This is a genomic window from Pseudoxanthomonas sp. LjRoot127 (assembly GCF_964253495.1).
Taxonomy (GTDB): Bacteria; Pseudomonadota; Gammaproteobacteria; order Xanthomonadales; family Xanthomonadaceae; genus Pseudoxanthomonas_A.
The window spans coordinates 1,910,001-1,925,738 of sequence record NZ_CAXUQR020000001.1 but is presented as its reverse complement, the minus strand read 5'-3'; the positions used below and the strand labels follow the sequence as shown (position 1 = coordinate 1,925,738).

Sequence of the window (15,738 nt, the reverse complement as noted above, 5' to 3'; positions counted from 1 at the left end):
CGCCCCGTTACCGATCGCGCCGCTGCCGCAGCCACGCGCGGCGCTGGCCCTCCGGCACCGCCAACAGTTCACGGCGGAAGGCATCGCGGTCCTGCGGTGGCAGGCGCTGCGCCAGGGCGGCCAGGTCATCGCGCTGTTCCGCATCCAGTCGGCGCAGCACCGACAACAGGCCCTCGCGTTCGGCCGGCGGCACGTACGCGAACAGCGGCTGCAACCGTGGCCAGTCGGCGCCGAGTTCCGGTCCAAGGCGCCAGCCGCGTCGCTGCATGGCGTCCAGCACGCTGAACTGGGTGCGCAGCGCCGCCTGGTGTTCCGGCGGCAGGCCGGCGATCTCGGCGGCGGCGGCACGCAGCCGGGCGCGCTGCACGTCATCCAACGCCCGCCAGGCGGCGTAGCGCGCGCGACGGTCCTCGCGCTCGTGCGCGGGCAAGGCGTCCCATGCCACGCGCCGCTGCTGCCACGCGGCCTGCGCCAGCGGCGACATCGCGGCCCAGCGGGCGGCATTCGAGGCCTCCTGGGCGGACGACGCACCGATGCCCGCCCACAGCACGATCACGGCGATCGCGCGCAGGGCCGTTGCCCGCCTGACGTCAGCGGGCGGCATCGGTCGCGGCTCCCGCGTCAGACGTGGGCGCGCCGGCACCCGCCACGTACCAGGCCAGGAAATCCGCCTCGCGCGCGAGCGCTTCGCCCTCGGGGTCCGACAGGAGGGCAAAGTCGGCATGAGCGTCGGCGGTGGCGATCCCGGCGGCGCGGCCAACGGGCGCATCGGGGGCGGGTAGCGGTTCCGAGGTGATCACCGGATCCGCCGGAAGCGCCGCGACGCCTTCATCAGAAAGCGCGCTCACGGCCGGCAGCGACGTTGTCGCCCCCGGTGGCGACCCACGCCACCACCACAGCCCCGCGCCGGCCGCCGCGAGCAGGAGGAACGCGAGCAGCAGGATCCAATACCGGCGGCGCGCGGCCGGAACCGCCGTTGCCGGTCCCGCCTGGGGTGCCGGTGGTGTGATGCGAATCCCTGCCAGGGCCTCTTCCCGCAGGCGCGCGAGCGTGGCGAGGCGGTGGTCCGGCAGTTCCCGCAGGTGCTGCTGGATCGCCTCGGCCAAGGCGCGCCAGGCGCCCGCATCGGGGTATCCCAGGGAGTCGCGCGGGCAGGCGCGTGCGAGGGCATCGCGGTACGCAGCGTCGTCGAGACCTAGCGCGGCGGCGGCTTCGACTTCCTGCAGGCCGCCGGCGAGCCTCAGCAGCAGCGCAGCGCGATCGGCGGCCGCCGGCCGGGCAAGGGCGGCGAAGCCGTCCGCCCAGCGCGCCGACGGGCCATCGACCCGCAGCTGCGGCGTGGCCGCCAGCAGTGTCCAGAAGCGCACGGGCCAGTCCGCCATCGGGAGCGCGGCCGCCTTGCCCCGAAAGGCGCGCAGGGCGGCGGCGAGGGCGACATCGCCGCGATCGGCGTCTCCGCACTGGAGTTCGGCGAACACCGCACCGCGGCGCTCGCATCCCCGCAGGAAGGCGGCCAATGCGGCGGGGGCGGGGGAGGAATCGGAACGGGAAGAGGTCATCGTGGAACCGGTGGCGTACTGGCGATCATAGTCACCTGCGACGGCGGTACGGATGCTTGACAGACCGTCGGAATCTGCTCTCTTCGGCGCCACAAGGGTTTCCGGGAAATCACGTTGTGCACAGCAGTCACCGATCTGTCATCCGTGGCCGCGATGCCACCCTCCGCCCGATTGTGTCAGCTGCGTTTCACGCCTAACCACATGATTTAAATAAAGAAAGTATTACTGGCACTTTTTTGGCCAACCCGGGCGGGATGCTTGCGGCAGCGTCATCGCGCCGTGAAGCATTCCGGCCATGCACAGATTTATCCACAGCAGGTGTGGATAAACCGGAATCTCCTTCCGGGATCAGCACTTGCGTGATTTTCGTCAAGATTCCGGCAGGACATCACCGCAACTGTGTGAGACCTGACCCGCGCCGGGACAGGCCGATACACTGCACGCAATGTCGCCCGTGTCCGTCCTGCAAGTCGCCCTGCCCGTGCCCCTGCCGCGCCTGTTCGACTACCTGCCTCCGCCCGGCCATGACGCCACCCCCGCGGACGTGGGGAAGCGGGTGAGCGTGATGTTCGGCAACCGGCCATTGACCGGCTTCGTCGCCGACGTCGCGCCCGCGACGGACCCCGGCATGGAACTGCGCCACGCCGACGCCCTGCTGGACGCCCATCCGCTGCTGCAGGGCGAACTGCTGGAATCGCTGCACTGGCTGGCGCGCTATACCCATGCGCCGCTGGGCGAGGTGGTGGCGACCGCACTGCCCGTCCTGCTGCGCCAGGGCGAGCCGCTGCCCGACACCCACGCCTGGCACTGGCGACTGACGGAGGCGGGCCTGGGCCGGCGGGACCGCCTGCGTGCGGGCAGCCGGCCGCGCCGCCTGGCCGATCTGCTGGTGGCGCACGGCACACTGGATGAAGATGCGCTGGACCTGCACCTGGACGCCGGCCGCGCCACCGCCCGCGACCTGGGCAAGCGGGGGCTGGCCGAGCGCGTCCCTGCCGCCGTGGTGCCCGCGGTGCCCGCTCCACGCCCCGGGCCGACGCTCAACGAGGAACAGCAGGCCGCCGCTGACGCGGTCACCGGCACGGTCGGTTTCGGCGCGCTGCTGCTGGATGGCGTGACCGGCAGCGGCAAGACCGAGGTTTACCTGCACGCCATCGCCGGCTGCCTTCGCCGCGGACGGCAGGCGCTGGTGCTGGTGCCCGAGATCGGCCTGACCCCACAGACGCTGGCGCGGTTCCGCGAACGACTGGGCGTGCCCGTGCACGCTCTGCACTCCGGCCTCAACGATGGCGAACGCGCGCGCACCTGGGCGGCCTGTCTGCGCGGCGAGGCCAGGGTGATCGTGGGCACCCGCTCGGCGGTGTTCACACCGCTGCCCGAAGCCGGGTTGATCGTGATAGACGAGGAACACGACGGCAGCTACAAGCAGCAGGACGGCATCCGTTACCACGCGCGCGACTTCGCCTTGGTCCGCGGCAAGGCGCTGGACGTCCCCGTGCTGCTCGGCAGCGCCACGCCATCGCTGGAAACGCTGCACAACGCGCGCAGCGGCCGCTACGCGCACCTGCGACTTTCGCGCCGCGCCGGCGAGGCGCAACCGCCCGGCGTGCGCGTGCTGGACATGCGCAAGCGCGCACAGCAGGCGGGCCTGCTGGCGGACACCCTGCAGGCGATCCGGCAGGCGCTGGACGCCGGCGGCCAGGTACTGGTCTTCAAGAACCGCCGCGGCTACGCGCCAGTGCTCCTATGCCATGACTGCGGCTGGAGCGCGCACTGCAGGCGCTGCGACAGTCCGATGACGGTGCATGCAGGGGGCAGGCGGCTGCAGTGCCACCATTGCGGCGCACGACAAGCGTCGCCGCCGGCCTGTCCGGACTGCGGTGGACTGGCGCTGCAACCGCAGGGCATCGGCACCGAGCGTCTGGAGGAACTGCTGGCCGAACAGTTCACCGACGTGCCGGTGCTGCGGGTGGACCGCGGCACCACGCAGAAGCGCGATGGCCTTGCGCAGCAACTGGCGAAGCTGGGCGACACGCCCGGCATCCTGGTCGGCACGCAGATCCTGGCCAAGGGCCACGACCTGCCGCACCTCACCCGCGTCACGGTGGTCGGCGTGGACGAAGGCCTGTTCTCCACCGACTTCCGCGCCGGCGAAAAGCTGGCGCAGCAGCTGATCCAGGTCGCCGGACGCGCGGGGCGCGCGGGCAAGCGTGGCGATGTGTGGCTGCAGACGCACCATCCCGATCATCCGCTGTTGAACACGCTGATCAACGGCGGTTACCACGCGTTCGCCGAGGCCGAACTGGAACAACGCCAGATGGCCGGCTTTCCTCCGTTTGCGCACCTAGCACTGCTGCGCGCGGAGGCACAGCAGGCCGATGCCGCGCAGCACTTCCTGCGGGCGGCCAAGCAGGTGCTCCGCGCGCACGACTCCGTGCTGGAGATGCACGGCCCCTTGCCGGCACCGATGCCACGGCGCGCGGGCCTGCATCGCGTGCAGTTGCTGCTCTCTTCGCCGGAGCGACGCGCCCTGCACCGCATGCTCGATCTCGCGCTGCCGCAGATCCATGCCCTCCCGGAAGCACGCCGTACGCGCTGGTCGCTGGATGTCGACCCCATGGACCTGTACTGATGACGCCGACGCCCTTCACGCGCCTCACCTCCGCCCAGCGCCTGCGCAGCATCTTCAGCGGATCGGTGGGCAACCTGGTGGAGTGGTACGACTGGTACGTGTATGCGGCCTTCTCGCTGTATTTCGCCGAGATCTTCTTTCCGGGCGGCGACCGCACCAGCCAGTTGCTGAAGACCGCGGCCATCTTCGCCGTGGGCTTCCTGATGCGCCCGCTCGGCGGCTGGCTGCTCGGCCGCTACGCCGACCGCCATGGACGCAAGCGCGCGTTGATGCTGTCGGTTGTGATGATGTGCGGCGGCTCGCTGATCATCGCGTGCACGCCGGGGTACGCGACCATCGGCGTCGCCGCGCCGATCCTGTTGGTGCTGGCACGCTTGCTGCAAGGTCTGTCGGTCGGCGGCGAGTACGGCACCTCGGCGACCTACCTCAGCGAGATGGCCACGCGCGGGCACCGCGGTTTCTGGTCGAGCTTCCAGTACGTGACGCTGGTGATGGGCCACCTGATCGCGCTGGCCGTGCTGATCGCGCTGCAGCGCGTCTTCCTCACCGATGAACAACTGCGCGACTGGGGTTGGCGCATCCCGTTCGCGATCGGTGCCGTGGCGGCACTCGTCGCGCTGTGGCTGCGCCGGAACATGGTGGAAACCGAATCGTTCTGCCGCCGTGGCGCCAGCCACGCGGACCGCGGGCAGGCGCAGGGAACGCTGCGCGCGCTGGCGCGGCATCCGCGGGCCGTCCTCGCCGTGGTCGGGCTGACCATGGGCGGCACGCTGGCGTTCTACACCTACACGACCTACGTGCACAAATTCCTCGTCAACAGCGCCGGCATGGCCAGCGAGACGGCCAGCCTGATCAACGCCTCGACCCTGTTCTTCTTCATGCTGCTGCAGCCGGTGGTCGGCGCACTGTCCGACCGGATCGGGCGGCGCCGCATCCTCATCGCGTTCGGCGTGCTGGGCACATTGTGCACATGGCCGATCCTGTCCACGCTGCAGACGGTGTCGAGCCCCGTGCAGGCGTTCTGGCTGGTGATGGCGGCGCTGGTGATCCTCAGCGGCTACACCGCGATCAACGCCGTAGTGAAGGCCGAGATGTTTCCCGTCGAGATCCGCGCACTGGGCGTGGGCCTGCCGTATGCGCTGACCGTCGCGCTGTTCGGCGGAACGGCGGACATGGTGGCCCTGTGGTTCAAGAAGATCGGCATGGAAGCCGGCTTCTACGGGTACGTCACTGCATGCATCGCGTGTTCGCTGCTGGTGTACCTGTGGATGCCGGACACGCGCGAGACGTCGCTGATCGATCGCGACCCGCATTGAACGACGGCACCGGCGCGCATGCGACAATACGTCGCGATCCGCCACGGTCCGTGGCCGCGGGAGACGGCATGCAGCCGGCACACCATTTCGTCATCGTCGGCGGTGGCTTCGCAGGCCTCTGGGCGACGCGCGCGCTGGCCTCCGCGCCGGTGCGCATCACGCTGATCGACCGGCACAACCATCACCTGTTCCAGCCGCTGCTCTATCAGGTGGCGACCGCCGGTCTGTCGGCACCCGACATCGCCGCGCCGCTGCGCCACATCCTGCGCAGGCAGGCCAATGTCGAGGTGAGGCTGGCGGAAGTCGCCTCGATCGCCGCTCGGGACAAACACGTCGTGCTCACGGACGGGACGAACATCGCGTTCGACTCGCTGCTGCTGGCGACGGGCGCGACGCATGCCTATTTCGGTCATGACGAATGGGCGCCGCACGCGCCGGGCCTCAAGACGCTCGACGACGCGCTGCAACTGCGGCGCCACCTGTTGCTCGCCTTCGAACGTGCGGAGGCGGAAACCGATCCGGCGGCACGCGCCGCGTGGCTGAGTTTCGCCATCGTCGGCGGTGGACCGACCGGCGTGGAACTGGCCGGCACGCTGGCCGAGATCGCGCGGCACACGCTCAGGAACGAGTTCCGCCGGATCGATCCCTCGCAGGCGCGCGTGCGGCTGGTGGAGGGCGGACCGCGCGTCCTGGCCTCGTTCCCCGAAGCGCTGTCGGAAAAGGCGCGTCGGCAATTGGAAAAGCTGGGGGTCGAGGTCGTCACCGGGACGCCGGTCAGCGGCATCACCGCCGACGGCTACCAACTCGGGGACACGTTCGTGGCCGCAAGAACGGTGGTGTGGGCAGCGGGCGTGGCCGCATCGCCCCTCGCACGCTCGCTGGGTGTGCCGCTGGATCGTGCGGGCCGCGTCACGGTGCAGCCCGACCTCAGCGTGCCGGGTCATCCGGACATCTTCGTCGCCGGCGACCTGGCGGCAGTGGCTGCGGATGGGAAGCCCGTCCCCGGTGTGGCACCGGCCGCCAAGCAGATGGGCCGCCACGTGGCGCAGGTGCTGCGTGCACGCCTGTCGGGCGGCGCATCGCCCGGCGCGTTCCGTTACCGCGACTACGGCAACCTCGCCACGATCGGCCGCATGGCCGCAGTGGTCGATTTCGGCAAGCTGAAATTCTCGGGCGTGCTGGCCTGGTGGTTCTGGCTGACCGCGCACGTGTTCTTCCTGATCGGCTTCCGCAACCGTCTGGTCGTGCTGCTCAACTGGTTCTGGGCGTACTGGAGCTACCAGCGCGGCGCCCGGATCATCCTGGGCAGTGACGAGGATCAGGCGGGATCGACGCGACAGGCGTAGCACCCCGGCCGCGCGTTGTGCACGTGCAGGTAGGCCACGCCGGGCAGGCCGAGCAGGCGCTGCAGGTGGGGCATGGCATCGGCACCGTCCACGACGTCGGCATCGCGCATGTCGCCGCCCGCATCGTACGCGCGCAGGGACAGCAGGCGGCGTGGGAACGAGGGCGGCAGCGCGTCCCGGAATTCCGCCGCGCCGGACGACATCGCGGCTTCGCGTACGTAGATGGGGCCACTGGCGCGATACGGGCCGACGACCTCGTGGTGCAGATGGTGGAGCAGCAGCACGGTCTCGCCACGCTGCGCATCGCGCAGCGAGACGCGGCAGGGGAAGCCGCGGTCGGCGTCCGCGGCGATGCGGCGGATGTTGCGTGCCGCCAGCGCGGCATCGTCAAGGGCGAACAGGGGAAGGAAGGGCGCGGGCGGCAGCCCGCGGATCACGAACGGCATGGCATCGCGCTCTCGGGAACGGGATGCCATGCTCGCGCCGCGCGAAGGGCGGCGCTATCCGGATCTTGCGCAGCTCACTTTCCGCCCAGTGGGTAGCGCTTGCCGTCGGCCATGACGAGTTCGCCTTCGCCGATGCGCTCGCTGTCGGCATCCACGGTGATGAACTCGGCCTCCAGCCGTCCCTGCCCCTTGCTGCCCCTCAGGTCGAATATATAGCGCTCGCCTTCCGCTGCCCAGGATGCGTCGCGGTCGAACGCCGCCTCACGGATGTCGCCGATATGGCGCAGCACGACCGGATGGGCCTGCATGGCTGCGTTGGCCTGCAGCACGAAGATGCCGTCCTGCCGCGCGAACGCATCGGGAGCCTCGCCACGGTCGGTATCGACACGCGCTGCGTCCAGTTCACCTGTCGCCGGCGGCTCACCCTCGAACGCGAATTCACGACCATCGGCCAGCGTGAGCACGCCCTTGCCGAGGCGCTCCGTGTCGGCGTCGACGGTGATGAACTCCGCGAGGATGCGTCCGTTCCCCTTGTCGCCGGCCAGGTCGAACACGAACTCGTTCGCGCCGTCCGCTTCCCCCGTGCCCGCCAGGTCGAAGTCGAACGCCGTCAGGGTGCCGATGTGCTCCTGCACCAGGGGCGAGCGCTGCACGGCCACGCGCGCCTGGCGCGTGAAGATATTGTCCTGCATGTCGCCGAACAGTGCGCCGGCACCTTCGTGATCGGCAAACTCATCCTCGCCGCGCGGTTCGCCGTCGAAGGGCACGCGCCGGCCATCGACCAGCGTCAGCACCCCCTTGCCGAGGCGTTCGGTAGCGGCACTGACGGTGATGAAGTCGGCTTCCAGCCGCCCACGTCCCTTGTCGCCCACGACATCGAACACGAAAGCGTTCATGCCAGGCGCCGCGCCCGAAGCGTCGCTGTCGATCTCGAAGGTGCTGATGCGGCCGATGTGCTGCTGGATCACGGGATAGCGCTGCGCGGCTTCGCGTGCCTGCTGGATGAAGAGACCGGCCCCCGCCTCGACGTCCTCGTCGTGGTCGTGGTGGTGGTGATCGTGGCTGCCGTCTTCCGCCGCCAGGGCATCGGCGCTGCCGGTGATCGCATGCTCCGTGCCGTCGGCCATGACCAGGACACCGGGTCCCAATGCTTCCTGGGTGGCGCTGACCGTGATGAAGCGCGCGGTAACACGCCCCTTGCCGCGGCTGCCTTCCACGTCGAACACCAGCACGTCCGGGCCGGGCTCGTCCATGCTGGCGGCGTCATCGAGCGAGATCTTGCGGATCGCACCGAGATGCGCAGCCACGACGGGATCCACCTGCATCGCCGCACGCGCCTGTGCGTCGTACTCTTCGCGATCGATGCCGAAGCGCACACCGCCTTCTCGCCCCTCGGATGGGAGGTTGCCCGTGTCCGCCGCCAGGGCCGGCATGACAGACGCACCCCACGCTCCGCACATCACCGCCAATGCCAAGACCCAATGCCGCTTGTTGCCCCACCCCATGCCCTGCTCCTTCTGGTTGTCACGCCGCCCACGGCGGGTCGCGGCGTAGTGGACCACATCCGCCATTCCACCCGCCACAAAAGCGGAGAGGCCCCGATGGGGCCTCTCCGGTAACGACTCGCGCGTGCGTGAATCAGGCAGCGAACAGCGCCTTCATCTTCTTCAGCGCATTGGCTTCGACCTGGCGGACGCGCTCGGCGGAAATGCCGTACTCGTCGGCCAACTCCTGCAGCGTGACCTTGCTTTCGCTATCCAGCCAGCGGCGCTTGATGATGTCGCGCGAGCGGTCATCGAGATTGGCCAAGCCCTCGCGCAGCAACTCGAGCTGGTTATCCTCGCTGTCTGCGCGCTCGTATGCCTGCGACGGATCTTCGTCGCGCGCGACCAGATAGCTGGCGGGTGACGGGGGCGCATGGTCCTCGTCCTCGTCCGACGGCGCATCGAACCCGATGTCCCGCCCCGACAGCCGCGATTCCATCTCCATCACCTCGCGCTCGGACACGTTGAGGTCCTTGGCGATGGCGCTGACCTCTTCGGCATTCATCCATCCCAGGCGCGTCTTGGACTTGCGCAGGTTGAAGAACAGCTTGCGCTGCGCCTTGGTGGTAGCGACCTTCACGATGCGCCAGTTCTTCAGGATGAACTCGTGCATCTCGGCACGGATCCAGTGCACCGCGAAACTGACGAGGCGCACGCCCATATCCGGGTCGAAGCGCTTCACCGCCTTCATCAGGCCAATGTTGCCTTCCTGGATCAGGTCGCCGAGCGGCAGGCCGTAGCCGTTGTAGCCACGCGCCACATGCACGACGAAGCGTAGGTGCGAATGCACCAGCTCGCGCGCGGCATCGAGGTCTTCCTCGTCACGGTAACGATTGGCGAGGGCACGCTCGTCTTCCACCGTCAGCACCGGGATCTGGTGCACGGCGCTGATGTAGGCGTCGAGCGAACCCAGCGCGCTGGGAATCGGCAGGTTGTGAGTGACCAGGGCGGTAGTGGGAGTGTTCTGGCTCATGGGCATGGATGTTAGCAGTCGGGGGGTTCGACTGCTAACCGTGCCGGAAGTTCCGAATTGTTCCAGTTGTGCAACAACCGGGCCCTCAACGCCAGGCCTGAAAGTGATTACTAATCAACAACTTGGATATGCCGCAAACATCAGTGCTGCCGGTAACCCGCGGAAGCAGGTTAGGGGGCAATCGTTCAGTTTCGGGGCGCCATCGGGACCACGGACGGCGAATGCTCCGCACCCAGACGCGTCAGCACGGCGGCCGCCAGCGCGTCCGCGCCGGGCAAGCAGTAAGGATCGAACCGCGGCGCCAGGTAGTCACGCAGGTGCTCGAACGACCTGCGCCCCATCTCGTGTCCGGCCCCCAGATGACTGATCAACTGTGTCCAGGTCGCCCTTCGCCACAACAGGCGATCCTGCGCGAGCAGCCACGCTGCGAGGCCAGTCAACAGAAGATGGAACAGCGTGGCGGTCATCGCCGCACCCAGCATCCGCACGGGATAGCAGGGTGATACCGCCTGGAGCAGGTCGAATGCGACTGCCCGATGCTCGATCTCCTCGGCGAAATGCCATTCCATCAGATCGCGAAGGCGCGGGTCGGCGTCTGCAAGGATCGACTGGCTCAGGAATTCGTAACCCAGATAGGCATTGATATGCTCGACGCAGCTCACCAGCGACACGCGCAACCACAAGGGCGCGAGGCGATCCATCACACGGAAGACGCATCGCTCCACGACACGCTCCACGCCTCGGTAGGCGTAACCTTGCGCGTCGAGATTTGCCCAGTAACGCTTGTGCGCGACCCCGTGCTGCGCCTCCTGGCGGATGAAGGCTTCGCAACGCGCACGAAGCGCGCCGTCCGGGATGCGCGGCAGACAGGCGTTGAGCGTTCGCATATAGAACGCCTCGTTGGCGGGCACCAGAATGGTGTACGCGTTGAGCAACGACGACACCACCTCATTGCCGGGCAGCCAATGCCTCGGGATGTCCATGCCCAGCGTGGCGATGAATCGACGGGCGGTGATCGTCTCTTCCATGACACCTGCCTCCCGAAGCCTCCGTCACATGCGTCTGCAAGACCGCACGCCGATCGTCGAGCGTTCTCAACGCTCCGCGGATCCGATCGCTTGCGCTTCCCTGATCACGCGCAGGAGGTTGCCGCTCCAGATCTTGCGGACATCCTGCTCGGTGTAACCGGCCGCCAGCAGTGCGTCCGTGATCCGGGGCAACGCGCTGACATCCTCCATGCCGGTCACGCCGCCGCCGCCGTCCCAATCCGCCCCGATGCCTACATGGTCTACGCCCGCCACCTTCAGGATGTGAAGGAGGTGTGCCATGTAGTCCTCGAATGTGGCGCGCTTGACCGGGTACCGGGCTTCGATAGCACGGCGCTCAGCCAGATATGCCGTTACGCGGTCCGTCGCCAGCCGATTTTCAGGGCCGTACTTTTCTCCAAGGGCATCCATGGCCGCTTCGCGCTCGGAAATCTTCGGGATATCGATCAGGTAGCCACCGAACGCGTTGACGTGGATGACGCCCCCTTTCGAAGCGAGCTGCCGAATGCGCGAATCGTCGATGTTGCGAGCGTGGTCGTACAACGCGTCAGCACTGGTATGGGACAGCACGATCGGCGCCTTCGATAGTGCGAGCAATTGATCGAAGACGGTGTCGCTGGCATGCGACGCATCCAGCACGACCCCGAGGCGATTGGCCTCTTCCACCAGGTGACGACCCGCCGGGCTCAGGCCATTCCATTCCGCCCCGGCCGGGTCGGTCGAAGAGTCACCGAAATCGTTGTTGCGCACGTGCGTGATGCCCAGCATGCGCAGGCCAAGCCGATGGTAGGCCGTCAGCAAGCTGGGATCGCTGGCCAGGGGAGCGGCATTTTCCATGCTGATGAACGACACGCGCTTGCCGGCGCGTCCGATCCGCTCTGCGTCATCGGCGGTAAGCGCAAGCTCCATCTCCCCCGCGTTGGCCGCAAGCATTTCATGGATGCTCACCAGGCGATCCAGTCCGTGGTCACGCGCCGCGCGCTTGCCGTCCACGTCGCGCGCGCCCTGCGCGGTGTAGATGACCCAGAATCCGCCATCCAGCCCACCCGCCTTCATGCGCGGCAGGTCCACTTGTGAAAGATCGCCTTCGTGTTCGTGGTTGTCGGCGATGTTCCAACCGGGGCGACGGAAGTTCGCAGGGGTGTCCAAATGGGTATCCAGGACGAGTGCCTCATCGTGCACGCGTCTTGCCGACGGCGCCACCTCATCGGCGGCGACGCCGTCCAGGCAGATCATCGCCAGCGCGCTGGCCAACGCCCATCGACATACCCTCATGCACCCGCCCCTTCGTGAGATGAGACCCGATTGTTGGCGAAACACAGGCAAGAAAAAACCCCCAGCTTTTCAGCTGGGGGTTTTGGGGTAAAGCCCCTGGCGATGACCTACTCTTGCATGGCTTAAGCCACACTACCATCGGCGCGGCTGCGTTTCACTTCCGTGTTCGGGATGGGAACGGGTGGGACCACAGCGCTAATTTCACCAGGGAGAGGGTTGGAGCGTCGCCATCCAGGGAACGGATTAAGGCGCCAATCTCTCATAGGGTCTTGTGACGTAGCGGGCATTGGATTTTCTCTGACGATATCGTCGAGTCCAAGGCCACTTGAGGTTATATGGTCAAGCCGCACGGATCATTAGTATCAGTTAGCTCAATGGGTTGCCCCACTTACACACCTGACCTATCAACCACCTAGTCTTGATGGTTCCTTTAGGGGGCTTGTGCCCCGGGAAGTCTCATCTTGAGGCGCGCTTCCCGCTTAGATGCTTTCAGCGGTTATCGCTTCCGAACATAGCTACCCGGCAATGCCACTGGCGTGACAACCGGAACACCAGAGGTTCGTCCACTCCGGTCCTCTCGTACTAGGAGCAGCCCCTCTCAAACTTCCAACGCCCATGGCAGATAGGGACCGAACTGTCTCACGACGTTCTGAACCCAGCTCGCGTACCACTTTAAATGGCGAACAGCCATACCCTTGGGACCGACTACAGCCCCAGGATGTGATGAGCCGACATCGAGGTGCCAAACACCGCCGTCGATATGAACTCTTGGGCGGTATCAGCCTGTTATCCCCGGAGTACCTTTTATCCGTTGAGCGATGGCCCTTCCATACAGAACCACCGGATCACTAAGTCCTACTTTCGTACCTGCTTGATCCGTCGATCTCGCAGTCAAGCACGCTTATGCCTTTGCACACAGTGCGCGATGTCCGACCGCGCTGAGCGTACCTTCGAGCTCCTCCGTTACTCTTTGGGAGGAGACCGCCCCAGTCAAACTACCCACCATACATGGTCCCCGATCCGGATTACGGACCTAGGTTAGAACGTCAAGCACATCAGGGTGGTATTTCAAGGTTGGCTCCACCGAAGCTAGCGCCTCGGTTTCATAGCCTCCCACCTATCCTACACAGACGAACTCAACGTTCAATGTAAAGCTATAGTAAAGGTTCACGGGGTCTTTCCGTCTTGCCACGGGAACGCTGCATCTTCACAGCGATTTCAATTTCACTGAGTCTCGGGTGGAGACAGCGCCGCTGTCGTTACGCCATTCGTGCAGGTCGGAACTTACCCGACAAGGAATTTCGCTACCTTAGGACCGTTATAGTTACGGCCGCCGTTTACTGGGGCTTCGATCAAGAGCTTCGCCTTGCGGCTGACCCCATCAATTAACCTTCCAGCACCGGGCAGGCGTCACACCCTATACGTCCACTTTCGTGTTTGCAGAGTGCTGTGTTTTTGATAAACAGTCGCAGCGGCCTGGTTTCTGCGACCCCCCTCAGCTATAGCCCGCATGGGCCACCAAAGAGGGTGCACCTTCTCCCGAAGTTACGGTGCCATGTTGCCTAGTTCCTTCACCCGAGTTCTCTCAAGCGCCTGAGAATTCTCATCCTACCCACCTGTGTCGGTTTACGGTACGGTCTGCGTGAGCTGAAGCTTAGGAGCTTTTCCTGGAAGCGTGGTATCAGTGACTTCGTCCTAAAGGACTCGTCTCGGTGCTCGGTCTTAAAGGATCCCGGATTTGCCAAAGATCCAAACCTACCGCCTTTCCCCGGGACAACCAACGCCCGGTACACCTAACCTTCTCCGTCCCTCCATCGCACTCACGCGAGGTGCAGGAATATTAACCTGCTTCCCATCGACTACGGCTTTCGCCCTCGCCTTAGGGACCGACTAACCCTGCGTCGATTAACGTTGCGCAAGGAAACCTTGGGCTTTCGGCGTGCGGGCTTTTCACCCGCATTATCGTTACTCATGTCAGCATTCGCACTTCCGATACCTCCAGCAGCCTTCTCAAGCCACCTTCGCAGGCTTACGGAACGCTCCTCTACCGCGCATAACAAAGTTATGCACCCCAAGCTTCGGTTTCGTGCTTAGCCCCGTTAAATCTTCCGCGCAGACCGACTCGACCAGTGAGCTATTACGCTTTCTTTAAAGGGTGGCTGCTTCTAAGCCAACCTCCTGGCTGTCTGTGCCTTTCCACATCGTTTTCCACTTAGCACGAAATTTGGGACCTTAGCTGTGGGTCTGGGTTGTTTCCCTTTTCACGACGGACGTTAGCACCCGCCGTGTGTCTCCCGTACATTCTGTCTTGGTATTCGGAGTTTGCCATGGTTTGCTAAGACGCGATGTCCCGCTAGCCATAACAGTGCTCTACCCCCAAGAAGATTCATACGAGGCGCTACCTAAATAGCTTTCGAGGAGAACCAGCTATCTCCGGGTTCGATTAGCTTTTCACTCCTAATCACACCTCATCCCCTACCTTTGCAACGGGAGTGGGTTCGGGCCTCCAGTACCTGTTACGGCACCTTCACCCTGGGCATGACTAGATCACCCGGTTTCGGGTCTACTGCCCGCGACTATGCGCCCTTATCAGACTCGGTTTCCCTTCGCCTCCCCTATACGGTTAAGCTTGCCACGAACAGTAAGTCGCTGACCCATTATACAAAAGGTACGCAGTCACCCTTGCGGGCTCCTACTGCTTGTACGCACACGGTTTCAGGATCTATTTCACTCCCCTCTCCGGGGTTCTTTTCGCCTTTCCCTCACGGTACTGGTTCACTATCGGTCGGTCAGGAGTATTTAGCCTTGGAGGATGGTCCCCCCATGTTCAGACAGGGTTTCTCGTGCCCCGCCTTACTCGTCTTCACTGAAATGGTCTTTTCGAATACCGGGCTGTCACCGTCTATGGCCAGTCTTTCCAGACTGTTCTTCTAAAACCAATCCAGCTTAAGGGCTGGTCCCCGTTCGCTCGTCACTACTCAGGGAATCTCGGTTGATTTCTTTTCCTCCGGTTACTTAGATATTTCAGTTCACCGGGTTTGCTTCCAGCAGCTATGTATTCACTGCAGGATACTGCCGAAGCAGTGGGTTTCCCCATTCGGACATTACGGGATCAATGCTTGTTGCCAGCTCCCCCGCACTTTTCGCAGGCTGCCACGTCCTTCATCGCCTCTGACCGCCAAGGCATCCACCGTGTGCGCTTATTCGCTTGACCATATAACCCCAAGTCGCCTCGGAGTTACATGCCGTGTTGATGGGGTACAAAGCCACCAACGCGAACATACGACTCAATTTATTAGGGACTCGAAGTCCCCGCCTTAGCCTCAACGACACGTCTAGATGAAAATCTAAAACGCTCGCTACGTCACAAGTTGTTAAAGAACACGAAGCCGGCTTCAGCGCCGATCCGTTTCAAAATAATCTTTTAGTGTGCGATTGCAGGTTTCAGAAGTAATAGCCAGCCTGGTTTTGGTGGGTCTGGGAGGACTCGAACCACCGACCTCACCCTTATCAGGGGTGCGCTCTAACCACCTGAGCTACAGACCCAAAAGTCGTACCCAGTGGTGGAGCCTGTCGGGATCGAACCGACGACCCCCTGCTT

General features: G+C 65.0%; 10 protein-coding genes, 2 tRNA genes and 2 rRNA genes (1 of these 14 cut by a window edge). 3 read left to right on the top strand and 11 right to left on the bottom strand.

What is annotated here, in order from left to right:
• Positions 1-7 precede the first annotated feature (7 nt).
• Positions 8-604 carry a DUF3106 domain-containing protein gene (locus ACSQ19_RS08950; RefSeq protein WP_435996379.1) on the bottom strand — a complete coding sequence of 199 codons (597 nt, stop codon included), beginning with the start codon at positions 602-604 and terminating at the stop codon, positions 8-10.
• Positions 591-1,559 (bottom strand): hypothetical protein, encoded by a 969-nt coding sequence (locus ACSQ19_RS08945; protein WP_435996377.1) that lies wholly within the window; start codon positions 1,557-1,559, stop codon positions 591-593. The genes ACSQ19_RS08950 and ACSQ19_RS08945 overlap by 14 nt, the downstream gene beginning before the upstream one ends.
• Before the next feature lie 445 nt (positions 1,560-2,004).
• On the opposite strand from ACSQ19_RS08945, the gene ACSQ19_RS08940 reads away from it, so the two are divergent.
• The 3 genes from ACSQ19_RS08940 (at position 2,005) to ACSQ19_RS08930 (ending at position 6,853) form a co-directional block, all read left to right on the top strand.
• On the top strand, positions 2,005-4,191 hold the full coding sequence (locus ACSQ19_RS08940; RefSeq protein WP_435996375.1) for a primosomal protein N': 2,187 nt from the start codon (positions 2,005-2,007) through the stop codon (positions 4,189-4,191).
• Positions 4,191-5,507 carry an MFS transporter gene (locus ACSQ19_RS08935; RefSeq protein WP_435996373.1) on the top strand — a complete coding sequence of 439 codons (1,317 nt, stop codon included), beginning with the start codon at positions 4,191-4,193 and terminating at the stop codon, positions 5,505-5,507. The genes ACSQ19_RS08940 and ACSQ19_RS08935 overlap by 1 nt, the downstream gene beginning before the upstream one ends.
• A 68-nt stretch (positions 5,508-5,575) precedes the next feature.
• Entirely contained in the window at positions 5,576-6,853 is a 1,278-nt protein-coding gene (locus ACSQ19_RS08930) for an NAD(P)/FAD-dependent oxidoreductase (RefSeq protein ID WP_435996371.1), read from the top strand.
• Here ACSQ19_RS08930 and ACSQ19_RS08925 read toward each other — a convergent pair.
• From ACSQ19_RS08925 to ACSQ19_RS08885, 9 genes are all read right to left on the bottom strand, one after another.
• The gene (locus ACSQ19_RS08925) at positions 6,826-7,329 is read right to left on the bottom strand and encodes a DUF1203 domain-containing protein (RefSeq protein WP_435996369.1); all 504 of its coding nucleotides are present in this window, start codon (positions 7,327-7,329) and stop codon (positions 6,826-6,828) included. The genes ACSQ19_RS08930 and ACSQ19_RS08925 overlap by 28 nt on opposite strands.
• Positions 7,330-7,373: 44 nt before the next feature.
• A complete protein-coding gene (locus ACSQ19_RS08920) occupies positions 7,374-8,804 on the bottom strand; it encodes a hypothetical protein (RefSeq protein WP_435996367.1) in 1,431 nt (476 codons plus the stop codon).
• 133 nt (positions 8,805-8,937) lie between these two features.
• Positions 8,938-9,816: an RNA polymerase sigma factor RpoH gene (gene rpoH / locus ACSQ19_RS08915; protein ID WP_296282130.1), complete on the bottom strand. Its 879-nt coding sequence runs from the start codon at positions 9,814-9,816 to the stop codon at positions 8,938-8,940.
• Between the two features lie 185 nt (positions 9,817-10,001).
• On the bottom strand, positions 10,002-10,844 hold the full coding sequence (locus ACSQ19_RS08910) for a metal-dependent hydrolase (RefSeq protein ID WP_435996365.1): 843 nt from the start codon (positions 10,842-10,844) through the stop codon (positions 10,002-10,004).
• 66 nt (positions 10,845-10,910) lie between these two features.
• Positions 10,911-12,116 carry a dipeptidase gene (locus tag ACSQ19_RS08905; protein ID WP_435996363.1) on the bottom strand — a complete coding sequence of 402 codons (1,206 nt, stop codon included), beginning with the start codon at positions 12,114-12,116 and terminating at the stop codon, positions 10,911-10,913.
• A 115-nt stretch (positions 12,117-12,231) separates the two neighbouring features.
• Positions 12,232-12,346, bottom strand: a 5S ribosomal RNA gene (rrf, locus tag ACSQ19_RS08900).
• A gap of 126 nt (positions 12,347-12,472) precedes the next feature.
• A 23S ribosomal RNA gene (locus tag ACSQ19_RS08895) occupies positions 12,473-15,351 on the bottom strand.
• A gap of 255 nt (positions 15,352-15,606) precedes the next feature.
• A tRNA-Ile gene (locus ACSQ19_RS08890) sits at positions 15,607-15,683 on the bottom strand.
• Between the two features lie 15 nt (positions 15,684-15,698).
• Positions 15,699-15,738: transfer RNA gene (locus ACSQ19_RS08885), tRNA-Ala, on the bottom strand (it continues 36 nt past the right edge of the window).

Coding starts and splice junctions, on each gene's coding strand:
- rpoH (WP_296282130.1), bottom strand. CDS start 9,816: ATGAGCCAGAACACTCCCACTACCGCCCTGGTCACTCACAACCTGCCG.
- ACSQ19_RS08920 (WP_435996367.1), bottom strand. CDS start 8,804: ATGGGGTGGGGCAACAAGCGGCATTGGGTCTTGGCATTGGCGGTGATG.
- ACSQ19_RS08925 (WP_435996369.1), bottom strand. CDS start 7,329: ATGGCATCCCGTTCCCGAGAGCGCGATGCCATGCCGTTCGTGATCCGC.
- ACSQ19_RS08935 (WP_435996373.1), top strand. CDS start 4,191: ATGACGCCGACGCCCTTCACGCGCCTCACCTCCGCCCAGCGCCTGCGC.
- ACSQ19_RS08945 (WP_435996377.1), bottom strand. CDS start 1,559: ATGACCTCTTCCCGTTCCGATTCCTCCCCCGCCCCCGCCGCATTGGCC.
- ACSQ19_RS08910 (WP_435996365.1), bottom strand. CDS start 10,844: ATGGAAGAGACGATCACCGCCCGTCGATTCATCGCCACGCTGGGCATG.
- ACSQ19_RS08940 (WP_435996375.1), top strand. CDS start 2,005: ATGTCGCCCGTGTCCGTCCTGCAAGTCGCCCTGCCCGTGCCCCTGCCG.
- ACSQ19_RS08950 (WP_435996379.1), bottom strand. CDS start 604: ATGCCGCCCGCTGACGTCAGGCGGGCAACGGCCCTGCGCGCGATCGCC.
- ACSQ19_RS08930 (WP_435996371.1), top strand. CDS start 5,576: ATGCAGCCGGCACACCATTTCGTCATCGTCGGCGGTGGCTTCGCAGGC.